We start from the raw sequence: 15,634 nt of genomic DNA, 5'->3' as shown, positions 1-15,634 counted from the left end.
TCAACCCAACAACACCGGGAAGTCTATATAAATCTAGCTTTTATCCTCTCCGCCGTCTTCCAGCTCTTTCTTGTGAAGGGCGGAAGGTCGCCGTGCTCTTTCGCCCATTCTTCCAGGAAACGGATGGTGGCCGGGTCTGATGGGTAGCCGCTCCCGATCACCTTTCCGACGGCCGCCTCGATCTCCCTCACCGACCTGTCCCTATTCACCTTGGCGAGGATCGAGGCTGCGGCCACTACGGTGTGGTTTTTATCTGCCCGGTGCTCGGCGACGACCTCCATCCCGGTTCTGCTCCCCTCCTTCACCCTTCTGGCGAATCGTTCCGGGTCGACGTCGGCGGCGTCCAGGATCGCCCTGTCCGCCGAGAGCTTCTCCAGCACTTTTGAGAAGCTCTTTACCATGATCTCGTTCATCGTCATGAGCTGGCGGAGCTCGTCGATCACCTCCGGCCTCACCTCCAGGACGTACCGGTCCCGGGCGATCTTCTCGATACTCGCGGCGAGCTGTTCCCTCCTCGATGGGGCGAGGAGCTTTGAGTCCTTCACCCCCAGCGCTGCCAGATCGAAGAGCCTCTCCTCGTCGACGACGACGCCGACTACGAACATCGAGCCGATCACCGGACCCTTCCCCGCCTCATCGGCGCCCAAAAGTCGCATCATTCACCGTTGGGGGCTCGGCCTATTTGAATCGATCGAAAAATGACGGTAGAGATGAACCGGGATCCCAAATAGATCTCCAAGTCCCGGGATCATCCTCCGCCAGTTCCTTGAGATAGCTATATCTAAACCGGCCTCGATAAACCTCCACCGATGAATATCGATCTCGACCAGATCCTCGCCCTGACAGGCGACCTCTCCGGGGATGAGCCAAGAGAGAGGCTTCGAGCCTTTCTCCTCCAGTCGGCGAAAGACCCCGACGCCATCGGGGAGCTTCTAGCCTCGGCCCTGAAGGGGCAGGGGCACGAATACCGCCTCGCCCTCGAAGACATCGTCGTCAGCCTGGGGGCGTCCCTCGGATTTGAGCTGAGGTTCCCGGAGGGCGGGGGCTGGGCCTCCCCTTCGGGGGTCAGCTTCCTCCTGGAAGTCGTCGGCGAGGGGGAGGAGGCTGACCTGGGACCCATCGTCGAGAGGATCGAGAGCAACGTTTCCATCTCCTCCGCCCCTCCAGAGACGGAGGAGGGTGAGGTGGCAGCGGAGAAGGGCGAAGGATCGTCGGACCCAGAGGGAAGGATGACCGCCCTGGGTCTCCTCGTCGCCTTCGATTCTGAGATCCTTCGGGTCGAGGGGGCGATCGCCCAGGGGGACGAGGCGGGGCTCGTCCGGGGCATCTCCATCTCCGCCCTCCTCACCCTATCGAAGATGGCGAAGGACTACCACTTCACCCACGGGGACGTCCTCCTTCTCCTCCTCACCTCAGGCCCCTCCGTCGACCCCCTCATCGGCCTCATATCCCGGATCATATCCCAGTGCGAGGCGGAGACCCCGACCCTGGAGGAGATCGCCCAGATCCTCTCTCCCGTCGGCCGGGGCGGCGAGGGGACCTCCGAGGAGGCGCTGGCGGAGCTCATCGACCAGAGCCGGTACTACGCCTTCGGGAGCCGGTCCGAGGACCGGAAGCATAGAAGGCTTTAGGATATTCGTCAAATAACTCTACTTTACAAGTTTTCCCTCGGCCGAGCCCAGTTTATAAACTACCCCTGCGCATCACATAATACGGAGGATTTCGATTAACCTCTGGCTAAGCGCCCTCATTTAAATACTCTCTAAATAGGGGTGGCCCAAATTTTGCAATTTTGGTGGGTTTTTCGAAATCCTCTACGGAAGTTCTGCGAAGTCAAATGTGGTGCACATATCCAGATGAAAGTAGCACATATCCTGCATATAATTTAGAAAACATATGCTGAAGTCAAAACTTGTAAAGTAGAGAAGTAGAGTAAATTATTTAGCGTCAAGCCCTTAATGTTCATTCCTTTCCTTGATACAGGATAATAGATTTTTAATATAAAAATCTGCAACAATATCAATTGATTAGCCTAAGCCATACGATTCTAAATTAATTTAGTAAATTTTATTGTTTTATTGATTAACTATATTGTGCGATAATTTAGATTTCACCCAATTCTCGCGAAAACTTTAGAGATATGGAGATAAAGTAAAACGGCATTTTGTTCCCGAAAGCTGAATATCACTCGATTTCTAGATAGTGCCACCGGATGTATAAAAATGTTAGAAATTGATGTCAAGAAAAAGCTGAGGGATTTCGATCTTGAATTGAATATCAAGATTTCCAGGGGGGAAATACTCATGCTGGTGGGAGAGAACGGCTGCGGAAAGACCACCCTGCTGAACATGATAGCCGGCCTCATCGAACCCGATGAAGGAACGATAGCGTTAGACGGAAGACCGCTCTTTGATTCAAGCATCGAAATAGATATCGCCCCGGAGAGAAGGAGGATCGGGTATGTCTTTCAAAGCTATGCGCTCTTCCCCCACATGAGCGTCTACGAGAACGTTGCCTTTGGCCTGCGGACCCGTAATTTATCGAGAAGAGAGATCGAACTCCTGGTGAGGGACCACCTTACAGATACCGGCCTCTGGGAGATCAGGAACGCCCGAGCCATGAAGATCTCTGGTGGCCAAAAGCAGCGTGTAGCCCTGGCGAGGGCGCTGATAATCGAGCCAGATATCCTCCTGCTGGATGAACCGCTATCTTCCCTCGACATCAGAAAACAGGCCGAAATGAGAAAAGACCTTCGAGAAAAGCTCCTTTCCTACGGCGTTCCAAGCATCATGGTCACTCATGATCTCAGGGACGTGGCGTGCATCGGGGACAGGGCATGCCTCATGGAGCGGGGAAAGATTGCGATGGCGGGCAGAGCGGAGGGTGTTATGAGTTGGGCTTCGATCCATGCTGAAATAGATGGAGAGGATAGAGGCTCCCTCATGAAATGATCAAACCTAATCCTTCAGTATGAGTCTCGACGTTATTCGTTTCATCGTAGCAACCGAACTGGAGGATGACGAATGCAGAGATTGATGAGAGATATTACCTCCTACTCAGGTACGAGCCCCTCTCGGCCCTGGACCTGAAGAAGCGGCCTATTATGAGCAAGGAGCTGGGAAGGCTTATTCATGAGCAGCAGGTCTCGAGCATCATCGTCACCCACAACCACCGGGATATCGCCGAGGTCGGGGATCGGGTCTGCCTCCTTAAGAGGGGGGAAACTGCCCTGATCTGCGGCATCGCGGAAGATCCGGCCGCTGAGGGAAGTGGCCTCTTCGATGACGGCGATGATCTCTGAGACGGCTCCTTGAGACGATCGTATCCGAGGCGTTCAGTTTCACCCCGGTGGCCCTGCCAAGTCTATTCATTTATAGAGCATCAAATTTCTCCACAATCCACCGGTTCCTCACCTCGGGGTGGAATATGATCCCGTAGACGGGCCTTTCGGCGTCTTTGAAGGCCTCCACCTCTCCGGGCCGCCCCGCCACCAGGTCGAAGCCGGGCGGGAGGGTGACCCCGAAGTTATGGAGGTGGTAGCCCTCGATCCTCCGGGGGGGGCCGAGGAGGTCGGTCTCCTTCACGATATCGATGCCGTCGAGGCCGATCTTCGGCTGGGGGACGATCCCGCCTCCGAAGACGGCGGCCAAAACCTGCATCCCGGCGCAGATCCCGAGGATGGGCTTATCGAGATCTCTGATCCAGGAGAATAGGTCGATCCTCCGGGCGTAGAGGCCGTCCTTCAGGGCGGTGCCGCAGAGGATGATCCGGTCCGCCCTTTCGATCCCGTTTTCGGTCAGCTCGGAAAAGTGGACGACTTCGTATTCGGATCCCTTCCGCTTCGCGATTCCCGCGATGGGATCAACGAACTCATACTTCGATAGCGAGAGGGGCTTGAAGCAGAGGTCGACGACGAGGATCATTTTTCCACCAGCCTCGCCTCCCCGATGGAGAATCGGCCCCGGTAGTTCTCGTAGGTCTTCTCTGCCCGCAAAATCTCGATCCTCTTTTTAAAGATGGGACCGTCGAGGACGAAGGTCTCGATCTCGCCCCCCTCTCCCGAAGGGTTGATGGCGTACCGGTCCCGGAGGGCTTCGAGCTCTCCGATCAAGTCGAGGTCGATCCTGGCGCCGACGAAGGATTCGTCCAGGGGGTAGGCGAAGACCCCGGTGATGATCACCTCAAACCCCTCCGAGACGAGGAGGCGGAGGTACTCCAGCTGGTCGATCTGCCAGAGGGGGTTATAGCACCAGAGGTCCAGCTCTCTGCATATCCTCTGGACCCGCGCCGCCTGGTAGACCGACTCTATCGCCCCCGTCACCACCCCCTCGATCCCGTATCCATCGACGGCGGCGGCGATGGCGTCGGAGAGGTCGGAGAGCTCCTCCTCTTCTCTTCCTGCCGTCGGCCAGGTGAGCTGGGGGATGCCGACCGCCTCTGCGATGAGCTTCGCCCAGACGACGTTGGGGGTGTGGAACATGTAGCTATCGGGGTTCTGGGATACGACGGTTATCAGGCAGGAGACGGAGTCGGTCTCCATCGCCCTTCTGCATGCGTAGACCGAGTCCTTACCGCCGGAGAAGAGGACGCCGAGGAGCACGACCGAAGGGATCGGCTCAGCCGTCTAAATAGATGTTGGTGATGAGATATGGCATCACATACAGGATTAATCATTTATATCAAAGCCCCTTCTAATCGGGAGGCGAAGCGGGGCCGGATGCCGCACCATCCGCCTGTTATCGCGGAGGCTCCCGCGCCAGGAAGGTTCGATATGTCGTCACTATCGTCGAGGTTCGTATCGGGAACCGTTTTTGAGTCTTATGAAGATTTTAAAAAGAATTTGAAGATAATCGTCCCTGAGAGCTTCAACTTCGCCTTCGACGTCGTGGACGTCTACGCGCAAGAAGATCCGGAGAAGAGGGCTCTTGTCTGGTGCAACGATCGGGGGGACGAATTGGTCATCACCTTCGGGGATCTTTTGGAGAAGAGCAACAGGGCTGCCAACTTCTTTGCAGGTCACGGCGTAGGAAAGGGGGACGCCGTGATGCTCACCCTCAAAGGGAGGTACGACTTCTGGATAGCTATGGTGGGACTCCACAAGATCGGCGCCGTGGCGATCCCGGCGACCCATATGCTCAGGGCCAAGGATATCGCATACCGGATAGATAAGGCAAAATTGAAGATGATCGTCTCCATCGAGGAGGACGGCGTCCCCGACGAGATCGACGCAGCCTGCAGAAAGATCGTTGGAGAGGTCCCCGTCAGGGCCTTCGCCGGGGAGGGGGAAAGGGAAGGGTGGCTGAACTTCAGGGAGGAGATCGAGAGCTCCTCGCCCGTCTTCGAGAGGCCCGTCGGCGCCGGGGCGACGGAGAACTCCGACATCCTCCTCGCCTACTTCACCTCCGGGACGACCGGAAGCCCCAAGATGGTGAAGCACGACCACACCTACCCCCTGGGCCACATCCTGACGGCGCAGTTCTGGCAGAACGTCGTCGAGGACGGCCTCCACTACACCGTCGCCGACACCGGCTGGGCGAAATGCGTCTGGGGGCAGATCTACGGCCAGTGGATCGCGGGCTCCGCGGTCTTCGCCTACGACTACGACCGGTTCGACGCCGGAAGTATGATGGAGATGGCGACGAAGTTCGGCGTCACCACCTTCTGCGCCCCGCCGACGATCTATCGGTTCATGATCAAGGGGGATATGACCAAGTACGACTTCTCTCGGCTCAAGTACGCCGTCACCGCCGGAGAGCCCCTCAACCCCACCGTCTACAACATGTTCTTCGAGGCGACGGGCCTTCGACTGATGGAGGGTTACGGCCAGACGGAGACGGTGGTGGCGGTAGCCAACTTCTCCTGGATGGACCCGAGGCCCGGCTCCATGGGAAAGCCGTCGCCCGGCTACGACGTCGTCCTGGTCGACAGAGACGACCGGATCTGCGACGTCGGCGACGAGGGGGAGATCGTCATCAGAACCGACGGGGGAAAGCCTCCAGGCCTCTTCATAGACTACCACCTCGACCCCGAGAGGATGAGAAATACGTGGCATGACGACTACTACCACACCGGGGACACCGCCTGGATGGACGAGGACGGATACCTCTGGTTCATCGGGAGGACCGACGACATGATCAAGAGCTCCGGCTACCGGGTTGGCCCCTTCGAGGTGGAGAACGCCCTCATCTCCCATCCGGCGGTGATGGAGTGCGCCGTCACGGGGGTCGCCGACCCCCTGAGGGGGCAGGTGGTGAAGGCGACGGTCGTCCTCACATCTGACAATAAGCCTTCCGACGACCTAAAGATCGAACTGCAGAACCACGTCAAGAAGGTGACAGCCCCCTACAAGTACCCGCGGATCATCGAGTTCGTCGATGCCCTCCCCAAGACCATCAGCGGCAAGATAAGGAGGGTCGAGATCAGGGAGAAGGACGAATCCGTCGGCGAATGACAGACCATAAGTATATATTTAGGATAGAATGAATTGGGTCTAAGGTGGAGAGATGGGATACTCGGTGAAGATCATATCGATGGAGGAGAGGGACTCCATGGCGGAGAGGTACGCGAGGGAGATCAGCCACGAGGTGAAGTCGGACGTCTACGGCTGCTGCATCAAGCTCCTCACCGGGTCGGCGGAGGTGAGAGATCGGTGGGAGGAGAACTTCTACTTCATCTCCTCGAGCATAAGGTCCCACGCCCGGCTCTACGTCGTCTGCGATCCGGATCTCGGTGCCGACGAGATCTTTTACGATCCCAGGTCCAAGACCGCCTTCCTCGTCAACGTCGGCTACTACGGATGGATAAAGTCCCTCGCCCTCAGCGCCGCAGGGGACGTCCTGGAGGACCAGCACGGAATCTACTCCGTTCACGGAGCCTGCCTCGACCTGCTGGGGCGGGGTATATGCCTCCTGGGAGGGTCGGGTGCAGGAAAGACGACCCACACCTACGGCCTCCTGAGAAGGCCCGAGACCCGGGTCGTCTCCGATGACTGGTTCTTCGCTCGGATCTACGGCGACGACGTCCTAGCCTACGGTTCGGAGAAGAACTTCTACATCAGGGCGGAGCTCTCGGAGATCTGGAAGGAGTTCTCGGGGCTCATCGATCGGGCCTCCTTCGACGACGAGGGTAGGGGGGTCGTCGACCTCCGCCTCGCCATCGGAAAAGGCCGGATCCTCCCCCTAACCACCCTCGCAGGGGTCGTCATCCTGAAGCGCGACCCCGAGGATGAGGCGATCAAAAGGAGGCTGGATCCGGAGGAGGCGCTGGCGATCCTGGAGGAGAACGGCTACTATAACCCCCACCTCCTGGTGAAGAGCGAGTACAAGCGGAGGCTTAGGTCCGGCTTCTTCGTATCCCTCTTCTCCCGGGCCCCCGTCTATCTAGTCAACACCGTCAGGACCCCCGAGGAGAGCCAGGGGACGATTCAAGAGGCGATCTCCGAAAGCCTCCGGCGGGGATAGGCGGATCGAAGGGTCCTCGTTCTAAGGTCTGACGTAAGCCCAGCCTTCGGTCTGCCTCTTCACCAGCTCACCGGTCCCGCTGGGGACGACCTCGACCTCTTCGATGAATTCATCCCTCTCCATCCTCATGGCTCTGAGGCTCCTCGCGCATACGACGAACTTCGTCCCCCTCGCGGCCAGCTCTCCTATCCTCTCGGCGAAGGGTCCGGCTCCGAGGAGCGCCCTCACCCCCTCGGAGTTGGCGACGACCTCCACCTCCGTCTCGTCCTCCCCCAGGTCAGAGATGAGGTTGGCCACGTTGTTCAGGGCGAGGTTTGCCCTATCGATCTCGGCGAGATGAATTACGGCTCGATATCTCTTCATGGAAGACTCCCCTTCGGTCTCTTTTGGACGGAATCCGATGCCAGTCTGTCAACGGCGATCGTTTCCACCGATAGGTTGATCTTCATATCTATTTAACCTGGTGACGATGGCCCGGAACTTAGCGGTGATATTCGACGTCGCCGGAACCATGCTGGAGATGTACCGGGTCGCCAAAGACATCTCAAGAGACCTCCTGATGGAGGGGATATTCACCATGGAGCTGGTCATGGAGAAGGGGGGCAGGGCCCTGGTGATACCTCACCTCGATCCGGAGGAGGTGATGAAGACGCCGGCAGAGACGACCCTCGCCGAATTCTTCCGGGGGAGGGAGAGGAACGTCACCATAAGCTGCTCCAGCACCCCGGTCTCTGATGATGAGGCGCGCAGCCTCTTGCTCAACTCCGAGGTGGAGGTGGCGAGCCTCCAGGAGACCCTGGCGGCGGTCTCTGCCCGCTGTCCGGGGTTCTACTACACCTCGGGGCTGATCGTCGATGTGGAGGCGGGTGGGGTGAGCCACTCCGTCAGCACAGGAGGGAGGCCCTTTCCCGAGGTGGAGGCGGTCCTGGAGGAGATGGAGGAGATGGGCGCCGATATCTACGTCGCCTCCGGAGACAGCAGACGGAGCCTCTCAAGCCTCACCGGATGGGGGGGCATAAGCGAGGAGCGGATATATCCGGCCTCACGGCCACGACGGAAGGAGGAGATCGTAACCGACCTCAAGAGAGATTACGGCATGGTCGTCATGGTGGGAGACGGCCTCAACGACCGGTACGCTCTGAAGGCCGCAGACCTGGGGGTCCTGACGGTCCAGCAGGATAGCCGCCCACCTAAGGAGCTACTGGAGGCGGCGGACGAGGTCATATACGACATAAGGGAGCTTCCGGATCTGGTGAGGGGCCGGATCCTGGACCATCGAAAAGATCTCCGATCGTAAATCTGCAAAAGCCAATTTGCGGTCGTCCACCGGCGATGATCTCAATTATTGATGAAATTGCCGTCCGATGCCCAGGAGACGCGCCTTACTGGATCAATTTTTAAGATAAACTATTTATACACGGATCCATATCACGATACGTAGCAGCCTTTTAGATACCTCAACATAGGGGGATGAGATATCAGATGGGCCGCTGAGATTGAGATAAGGAGCACGGAGCTAATGTTTGAAGATCTTTTGGAAATTTATAAAATGAAGGTTTCCGAGAGTGAGCGGGAACTCGAAGAGAACCAGGCTATGATCGGTCTCATCATGGCCGTTGAAAATATATCCAACATGCTGAGCATGAAGCAGCAAGACGTCGATCTTCTTGGAAGGCTCATCGACCAGGTAGACCACCTCTCAAAGGACGTTGCGGATCTCAAAAGCCAGATGAAGGCCAGACAGACGAGATCGTCCGCCGCCAGGATCCAGAAGGTCGGAGAGGGCAACGCCATGGAGAACCACACCTCCGCCCTGATCGATCTCTTGAAGGAGAGGCCCGGAAGATATACCACAAACGAGCTGGTGGACATGATGGGGCTGAACAAGACGACGGTGATAACCGTGATGAAGCGCGCCGCAGAGAAGGACCCGTCTCACGTCAAGCTGACCCAGGGCAAGAGGCGAAAGCTATACCTATCCTACATCCCGGAAGATCAGGATCAGGTCGATAAGAAGGAGACGGACTCCGAGGCCGAAGATTCTGACAGGATGCGCATCGAGCTGATGTCCATGACCTGAATCCCTCCGGTCCCCTCGTCATCGACCGTCCATCAGCCTTCCATCAGCTCGAACCGCTGATCCATCCTCGGATCCGGCATTTCGGCGGATGGCGCCGACCGTCCGTTCCATCTACGTCATTCCAGTCGCCTCTTTTAATGGCGATATCAGTCCGGGTCGCGTACCCAGATTACTGAATAGCGCTAACGGGTGACGTAATGGCTGTTTGGCGGAAAATACGTCCCTTGAATTCGATTCGAGTGGCGATTTTCAGTAGATCGAGTACGCGACCTCAGTCCGTTCCTCCATCATAATCCAGACGCAATCTTCTGGTCCAGCCCTGGACGATCGCTGGAGCTGCCGCGTGTTCGAGGATTTTCGTCGACGATGAACCCATCGGGTAAATTTAAAACCGAAGAGATCGTACCTCCTCCATCGCCAAGGAGGGGATGAAACGATGGACTCAAAAGCCTTTCTCATCGACCTCGACGGGGTCCTCTACGTGGACAGGACTCCGATCGAGGGGGCGAGGGAGACGGTGGCCATGCTGGAGGAGATGGGATACCGGTATCGGTTCGTCTCCAACACCACGTCGAAGTGCAGGAAGAGCCTCGCAAAGTTCCTCGACGAGATGGGGTTTTCAATACCAGAAGAGCGGATATTCACCCCGGCCATCGCCGCCGTCGAGAGGATCCGGTCCGAGAGGGATAACAGGTGCTTCCTCCTCACAAGGCCGGACGTCCGAAAGGACTTCGAGGAGGCGGGCGTTCCCGTCGCCGAGGATGAGGCGGACTTCGTAGTGGTGGGGGGCGCCGAGACCGACTTCACCTTCGACCGGCTGAACAGGGCCTTCCGGCTGGTGATGGACGGGGCGGAGATCGTCGCCCTGGAGAAGGACAGGTACTGGATGGGGGCCGACGGCCTCTGCCTCTCAGCAGGCCCCTTCGTTGCAGCCCTCGAGTACGCCACCGGGACCGTGGCCGAGGTGGTGGGAAAGCCCTCCCCAGACTTCTTCGAGATGGCCCTCGCCGATCTTCGGGCCCTGCCCGAGGAGACGGCGATGATCGGAGACGACATAAACACCGACGTTGGGGGGGCCCAGAACGCTGAGATGAAGGGGATCCTGGTAAAGACGGGAAAGTACAGGGAGGATCTGGTGGAGTACTCCAACGTCATCCCGGACCTCATCCTCGAATCGATCTCAGAGCTGAGTGAGCATCTTTGAAGAGATCGCCCAGATCCGGCCCGAAGAAGGATGAGAAGACCGTAGCTTGGCCCCTCCCCGGGGACCGGATTCGGCGGGTTCCTCCGCCGGGATCGCCCGGCTCATTCGGTGAGGACCGGGGAGACCGGCGCCACTGTGGCGTCGATATCCGCGCAACCTTCGGATCGGAGGTCGTCTCCATAGACGACGGCCTCGTCTCGGAGGTGGGAAGCTTCACGGAGGCAGATGTGGTACCATACTGGAACGAGACCTTCTACGTCATCGTCGAAGAGGACGGCGGCCAATTCGTCAAGTTCGCAGAGCTGGGGGAGGTGGAGGTCAGAGCGGGTGACCGGATCAGATCCGGCCAGAGGTTGGGCAGAGTGGGATCGGTCCTCGACCCCGAGAAGATAGACGACGGATCCCCTTCCTACATCAGGAGGCTGAAGGATGAAGGGCAGGTCTCCATGCTCCACCTGGAGATCTACCGTTCCCGCCCCGAGCCTTCGGATCTATACCGGGGCGGGAACTGGTTTGGGACCGGAAAGCCAAAAGGTCTCATCGACCCCACCAGCCGCCTCGACGCCCTCTCAATCCAGCAAGACGAGGCCGAATAGGGCGAAACCTTCCGAATAGGAGTCTAGGACGGAGAGACCGAGCCCCGCCACTTCGAGGGTCTTGAAGACGTCTATGCCGCAGGCCTCCATCGAGGGCCTCACCTTCTCTTTGTGCCTGCAGTTCCGGGCGTCGAGGGGGTCGGCCATCTCCTTCTCCTCGGGGATGCAGGTGGCGCAGAAGGTGCATGGGAGGGCGTTGAACCCGAAGGCCTTATAGTAGCCGGCGAGGAAAGCCCTCCTCTCCAGCTGGAATATCATCTCGTGAACCCTGTTGATCGACTCCCAGAGGTGGTGGTGGAGGTGTTGGGGCGCGACCTCGGGGTCTGGTGAGGCCTCGAACCTCGCGATGATCCCGACTCTGTACTCCGATAGGATCTTTCTCGTCTCCTCCGGCGTAGGCGAGTAGGGGGGACACCCCAGGTGCTTTCCGTACGCCTTGCACCCGTACCTGCACTTCAGCCTCACCCAGTCGGCGACGACCACGTCCCTCGCAGAGATGGGCGAAAGGTCGGGGTGGACCTCCTTGAGCATAGAGAGGAGGTCGTCAAGACCCGTTCTCTCAAGGGTCATTATAGCTATCTCTGAAGATATTCCGGTTTTATCGTATCTCTGATGCTTTTCGGCAGATCGTCGAGGTTCGTTCTGATCACCCTGCCGTAGTGCTGGGCGAGGATCCACGGATCATCTGAGTAGAAGGGGTACATGAAATCCGGAGATGTCTTCGGATAATTTAGCTGAGACGGGGGGCCGAAGGGCTCTGATCCCAGCCACGTGAGGCCGGAAAGGGCCGTTTCATTCGCACCCGCCTCCACCAGCTCCAGGGTGTCGTTTACCACCTCTCTGCCCCTGGGGACGCCACCCCAGCTCCAGAGGCCGCTACCGTCATCAGTTGTGGTGGGCTGGTATGGCAGGTTCTCAAGCCAAGCCATTCCGAAATCTCCGCCGACGCTCATGGGCTCTGCACCAGACGCAGCTGTTGCTCCGGCGAGAAGCGCCAGAATTGATAATATGACGACCGTTCTCATAAACAAACCCCACTTATACCCTTCAGTAGGGTTTTGTTATTCACCCCAATGATAAAAGTCTTTCCGGATCTTGCGGCTCTTCTGCCCTATCCGCTTCATCCTCGATCGCAAGGCCCTCACTCGATCTTCCTCGCCGCCACCTCGATCGCCCGGACGAGGCTCTCCCTCGGGATTATGGTGGCGACGGGTATCGATAGGAGCTTCTCCACCGTCGGGCTGACGATGGGAGCGCAGACGAGGGCCGCTGCCCCGTCCCTCTCGGCCCGGACGGCGGCGACGATCGCCTCCTCGATGTTCGTCGCCGAGTACTCCCGCAGTACCAGTAGCCTGTCGCCGATCTTCATCCTCTTCTCCTTGATCTCGTCGAGGACCGGCCTTGCGGCTATGACGGCGATGAACCCCGTCTCGCCCCCCTCTATATCCTTTATGGTCCTGACGATCTGCCGGAGGGTCGTTATATTCGGCTCCCGATGGCCGGACATGATCTTGTAAAGGGTGGACTGGGGCAAGGCTGAGACCTTGCTGAACTCCCTGGCGCTCATCCCCAGCTCCGATAGGACCTCCTTCAGGGATTCGCGGAGCTTCTCATCGGAGATGAAGGCCGCCCTCATCAACCTCTCGGCATATGTCATCTTATTGTAGAATATATTTTGAATATTAGTACTTTTGGGATTTTATATCGTCCCGGCCGGAAAATGCTTTATATTGACCGCCTCCCCTCTCAGGCAGGTGATGATATTTGAGGAGAGATTTTCTTATCGCAGCCCTGGCGGTCGGTCTTGTGGCGGTGATAGCCCTAGGCTGCCTCGGCACCGATGAGGATAAGAAGATAACGACCCTGCGGATCGGATACCAGCCCAGCACCCATCAGGTCGCAGAAATGGTGGCGATGGAGGAGGGCTGGTGGCTCGCGGACCTTGCGCCCTTCGGGATCGTGAAGGTGGAAGACTTCGAGTTCCCCTCGGGACCTCCTGAGATGCAGGCGATGCTCGGCGGAAACCTGGACATAGCCTACGTCGGAGCAGCTCCGCCCATCAGCGCCATAGCCCAGGGGCTCGACGCCAAGATCGTGGCGGCGGTCCAGATGAACGGCTCCGACCTGGTGGTCCGTCCTGAGGTGGATTACGAGGGGCCAAAGTCCCTGGTGGGGCTCGCCGTGGGGACGTTCCCGCCGGGATCGATCCAGGATACCGTCTTCAAGAAGTGGCTCCAGGATAACGGCATAGACCCCGCAGAGATCGACATAAAGTCGATGGGTCCCGGTGACGCGACGACAGCCATCTCAGCAAAGCGCCTCGACGCCGTCTTCCTCCCCCACCCAGCGCCGTCGATCATCGAGCTCGGCGGCAACGGCAGGACCGTCGTATCCTCCGGTGAGATGTGGCCGAACCACGCCTGCTGCTGCCTCGTCGTCAGCGGCAAGTTGATGAGAGAGGAGCCTGAGCTGGTGGAGCAGATCATCAAGACCCACATCAAGGCCACCGAATACATCAACGCGAACCCAGAGAGGGCGGCGGAGATCTACTCTGCCAAGACGAATCAGAACCTGGAGGTGGTCCGCCACTCCATCGAGAACTGGGACGGCGCCTGGATCAGCGATCCTCACGTCATCATCCCGTCGGTGGCCGAGTTTGCCAGGGTCAACTACGAGCTGGGATACACCGGAAGTAAGCTCCTGACCGAGGAGGACCTCTTCGATACATCGTTCTACGACAGGGTAAAGAGCTGAGATGAAGAGCTGAGATGAAGAGCTGAGACGAGGAGAGGGAAGGGTGACCAGAATAGGGAAGGGAGACGGAGAATAGGTGGAGAGGATCGGAGATGGCCCTGATCGATAAAGCGAGAGAGGAGCTAGCAGACCACGCCGTAGAGGCGCTATCGGTGGCGGGTCTGGTCGTCGTCTGGCAGCTTCTGGCCTTGGCCGTAGCAAACCCCCTGAAGCTTCCGAGCTTCCTCGAGGTTGCCGAAGCCCTCCTCCGCCAGTGGGAGACGATCCTCTGGGTGGACCTTCCGGTGAGCCTCATCCACTTCGCCATCGGCATGACGGCAGGGCTCCTTTTAGCCCTCCCTATAGGGATGGCGATGGGATGGTCCAGGATCGCGGACAGGATCTTCGACCCGATAGTGGAGCTGATAAGGCCGATCCCGCCCCTCGCCTGGATCCCCTTTGCCATCATCTGGTTCGGACTCACCCCCCAGGCGGCGGGGTTCATCGTCTTCGTAGGGGCGGTCTTCCCGATCCTGATCAACTCTTACGTCGGGTTTCGGTCCGTCCCCCGGGTCTACGTCGAGTCGGCGATGGTCCTGGGCGCCACCAGGAACCGCGACCTCCTCAGGTACGTCGCCTTCCCCTCGGCGCTGCCTTCGATAGCCGCCGGCATCAGGATCGCCATGGGGATCGCATGGATGTGCATCGTCGCCGCCGAGATGTTCGGGGCGTCGACGCGAAGCGGCCTGGGGTACCGGCTCTGGGAATACTACTCCCTCCACATGATGGAGATGGTATTCCTCTACATGATCGTCCTGGGCCTCCTGGGCCTTTTCATCGATCGGACCTTCCGCTACGTCGTCCAGGAGAAGCTGCTGCGCTGGCAGGAGGGGATACGGCAGAACTAGATGGGGCGGACCATCGCGGATCCCCCGACCCCAGAATACATTTTTCTATCAGCTCATAGTCCAGGGGAATCAAATGACGGAACGGAAGTGAGAACCTTTGTTGATATCGACGATACCCACCGTTGAGGGCAAACGCGTAGTAAAGTACTTCGGAACCTTAACTCCTCACTCAATGGGGAATATACCCAACCCAAGTTTTCCTTCTAGGTCTCGAACTTTCTTCGGAATCTCAGAGATTAAAGTCCGCTTTCCAATCTTAATGTGATACACTTTGCTGTACTGCAATAACAAATCTGTTGGAGAAATCTTCCTATTCAGCTTCGCGTTTTTAAGCATCGCTTCAAGCTTCCAGTAAGCGTAGAGGGAAAGGAAGGATATAAACACGTGACCGAACACACTTTCGTCATCCTGCAGGTATAGCCTATCCGCATCAAGAACATTCTTGTAAGCATCAAACAGCTTTTCTACTCGATCTCTTTTCTTATATAGTTCGTACATCTCCTGCACGGGCATATCTTTGCTGGACGTAACTATTCAGCCTCCTTTTCAGAATACCCGAAATAAGCGTGAAAAATGGATGACGATATATTCGTAGTCAATATCTAGATTTAACCGAAAAATTTATGATATATAAAAGCTTATTTTTTGGTGAA

At 57.8% G+C, this 15,634-nt stretch carries 19 protein-coding genes; 11 read left to right on the top strand and 8 right to left on the bottom strand.

The genetic code is table 11. The features are described from left to right. Positions 1-23 precede the first annotated feature (23 nt). Positions 24-656: a ribonuclease HII gene (gene rnhB / locus P0O24_RS03970; RefSeq protein ID WP_394356684.1), complete on the bottom strand. Its 633-nt coding sequence runs from the start codon at positions 654-656 to the stop codon at positions 24-26. A gap of 153 nt (positions 657-809) precedes the next feature. On the opposite strand from rnhB, the gene P0O24_RS03965 reads away from it, so the two are divergent. The 3 genes from P0O24_RS03965 to P0O24_RS03955 all read left to right on the top strand — a co-directional run bounded on the left by P0O24_RS03965 (position 810) and on the right by P0O24_RS03955 (position 3,301). Beyond that, entirely contained in the window at positions 810-1,631 is an 822-nt protein-coding gene (locus P0O24_RS03965) for a hypothetical protein (protein ID WP_316968440.1), read from the top strand. A gap of 591 nt (positions 1,632-2,222) precedes the next feature. Then, a complete protein-coding gene (locus P0O24_RS03960) occupies positions 2,223-2,951 on the top strand; it encodes an ABC transporter ATP-binding protein (RefSeq protein ID WP_316968439.1) in 729 nt (242 codons plus the stop codon). A gap of 65 nt (positions 2,952-3,016) precedes the next feature. Next, positions 3,017-3,301 carry a hypothetical protein gene (locus tag P0O24_RS03955; protein WP_316968438.1) on the top strand — a complete coding sequence of 95 codons (285 nt, stop codon included), beginning with the start codon at positions 3,017-3,019 and terminating at the stop codon, positions 3,299-3,301. A 70-nt stretch (positions 3,302-3,371) separates the two neighbouring features. On the opposite strand, the gene P0O24_RS03950 is transcribed toward P0O24_RS03955, so the two are convergent. Beyond that, positions 3,372-3,923: a type 1 glutamine amidotransferase gene (locus P0O24_RS03950; protein WP_316968437.1), complete on the bottom strand. Its 552-nt coding sequence runs from the start codon at positions 3,921-3,923 to the stop codon at positions 3,372-3,374. Further along, positions 3,920-4,600: a diphthine--ammonia ligase gene (locus P0O24_RS03945; protein ID WP_316968436.1), complete on the bottom strand. Its 681-nt coding sequence runs from the start codon at positions 4,598-4,600 to the stop codon at positions 3,920-3,922. The genes P0O24_RS03950 and P0O24_RS03945 overlap by 4 nt, the downstream gene beginning before the upstream one ends. A gap of 171 nt (positions 4,601-4,771) precedes the next feature. On the opposite strand from P0O24_RS03945, the gene P0O24_RS03940 reads away from it, so the two are divergent. After that, on the top strand, positions 4,772-6,451 hold the full coding sequence (locus P0O24_RS03940) for an AMP-binding protein (protein WP_394356681.1): 1,680 nt from the start codon (positions 4,772-4,774) through the stop codon (positions 6,449-6,451). Positions 6,452-6,503: 52 nt separating this feature from the next. Next, entirely contained in the window at positions 6,504-7,460 is a 957-nt protein-coding gene (locus P0O24_RS03935; protein WP_316968434.1) for an HPr kinase/phosphorylase, read from the top strand. A 21-nt stretch (positions 7,461-7,481) separates the two neighbouring features. Here the strand turns inward: P0O24_RS03935 and P0O24_RS03930 are convergent, their stop codons facing one another. Beyond that, positions 7,482-7,823: a DsrE family protein gene (locus P0O24_RS03930; RefSeq protein ID WP_316968433.1), complete on the bottom strand. Its 342-nt coding sequence runs from the start codon at positions 7,821-7,823 to the stop codon at positions 7,482-7,484. A 106-nt stretch (positions 7,824-7,929) separates the two neighbouring features. On the opposite strand from P0O24_RS03930, the gene P0O24_RS03925 reads away from it, so the two are divergent. The 4 genes from P0O24_RS03925 (at position 7,930) to P0O24_RS03910 (ending at position 11,340) form a co-directional block, all read left to right on the top strand. Next, on the top strand, positions 7,930-8,757 hold the full coding sequence (locus P0O24_RS03925) for an HAD family hydrolase (protein WP_316968432.1): 828 nt from the start codon (positions 7,930-7,932) through the stop codon (positions 8,755-8,757). Positions 8,758-9,009: 252 nt separating this feature from the next. Then, positions 9,010-9,540, top strand: coding sequence for a hypothetical protein (locus P0O24_RS03920; RefSeq protein WP_316968431.1), 531 nt, complete (start codon positions 9,010-9,012; stop codon positions 9,538-9,540). Positions 9,541-9,976: 436 nt separating this feature from the next. Next, positions 9,977-10,744, top strand: coding sequence for a TIGR01458 family HAD-type hydrolase (locus P0O24_RS03915; protein ID WP_316968430.1), 768 nt, complete (start codon positions 9,977-9,979; stop codon positions 10,742-10,744). Beyond that, positions 10,741-11,340, top strand: coding sequence for a M23 family metallopeptidase (locus P0O24_RS03910; RefSeq protein ID WP_316968429.1), 600 nt, complete (start codon positions 10,741-10,743; stop codon positions 11,338-11,340). The genes P0O24_RS03915 and P0O24_RS03910 overlap by 4 nt, the downstream gene beginning before the upstream one ends. Here the strand turns inward: P0O24_RS03910 and P0O24_RS03905 are convergent. From P0O24_RS03905 to P0O24_RS03895, 3 genes are all read right to left on the bottom strand, one after another. Further along, positions 11,314-11,910, bottom strand: a complete 597-nt coding sequence (locus P0O24_RS03905; RefSeq protein WP_316968428.1) for a DUF2284 domain-containing protein — start codon at positions 11,908-11,910, stop codon at positions 11,314-11,316. The genes P0O24_RS03910 and P0O24_RS03905 overlap by 27 nt on opposite strands. 5 nt (positions 11,911-11,915) lie before the next feature. Continuing rightward, the gene (locus tag P0O24_RS03900; RefSeq protein ID WP_316968427.1) at positions 11,916-12,365 is read right to left on the bottom strand and encodes a hypothetical protein; all 450 of its coding nucleotides are present in this window, start codon (positions 12,363-12,365) and stop codon (positions 11,916-11,918) included. Positions 12,366-12,481: 116 nt separating this feature from the next. Beyond that, the gene (locus P0O24_RS03895; protein ID WP_316968426.1) at positions 12,482-12,997 is read right to left on the bottom strand and encodes a helix-turn-helix domain-containing protein; all 516 of its coding nucleotides are present in this window, start codon (positions 12,995-12,997) and stop codon (positions 12,482-12,484) included. A 107-nt stretch (positions 12,998-13,104) separates the two neighbouring features. Between P0O24_RS03895 and P0O24_RS03890 the strand changes: the two genes are divergently transcribed. Both P0O24_RS03890 and P0O24_RS03885 read left to right on the top strand, forming a co-directional pair. Further along, complete coding sequence (locus P0O24_RS03890; RefSeq protein ID WP_316968425.1) at positions 13,105-14,094, top strand: ABC transporter substrate-binding protein; 990 nt, start codon at positions 13,105-13,107, stop codon at positions 14,092-14,094. Between the two features lie 92 nt (positions 14,095-14,186). Beyond that, a complete protein-coding gene (locus tag P0O24_RS03885) occupies positions 14,187-14,981 on the top strand; it encodes an ABC transporter permease (RefSeq protein WP_316968424.1) in 795 nt (264 codons plus the stop codon). Positions 14,982-15,146: 165 nt separating this feature from the next. On the opposite strand, the gene P0O24_RS03880 is transcribed toward P0O24_RS03885, so the two are convergent. Beyond that, complete coding sequence (locus P0O24_RS03880) at positions 15,147-15,515, bottom strand: transposase (RefSeq protein WP_316968498.1); 369 nt, start codon at positions 15,513-15,515, stop codon at positions 15,147-15,149. Between the last annotated feature and the right edge of the window lie 119 nt (positions 15,516-15,634).

The sequence above is a fragment of the Candidatus Methanocrinis alkalitolerans genome (genome assembly GCF_029167205.1).
GTDB lineage: Archaea > Halobacteriota > Methanosarcinia > Methanotrichales > Methanotrichaceae > Methanocrinis > Methanocrinis alkalitolerans.
Note: the sequence above shows the minus strand (reverse complement) of the source record. Positions and strands in the feature narration are given on the sequence as shown.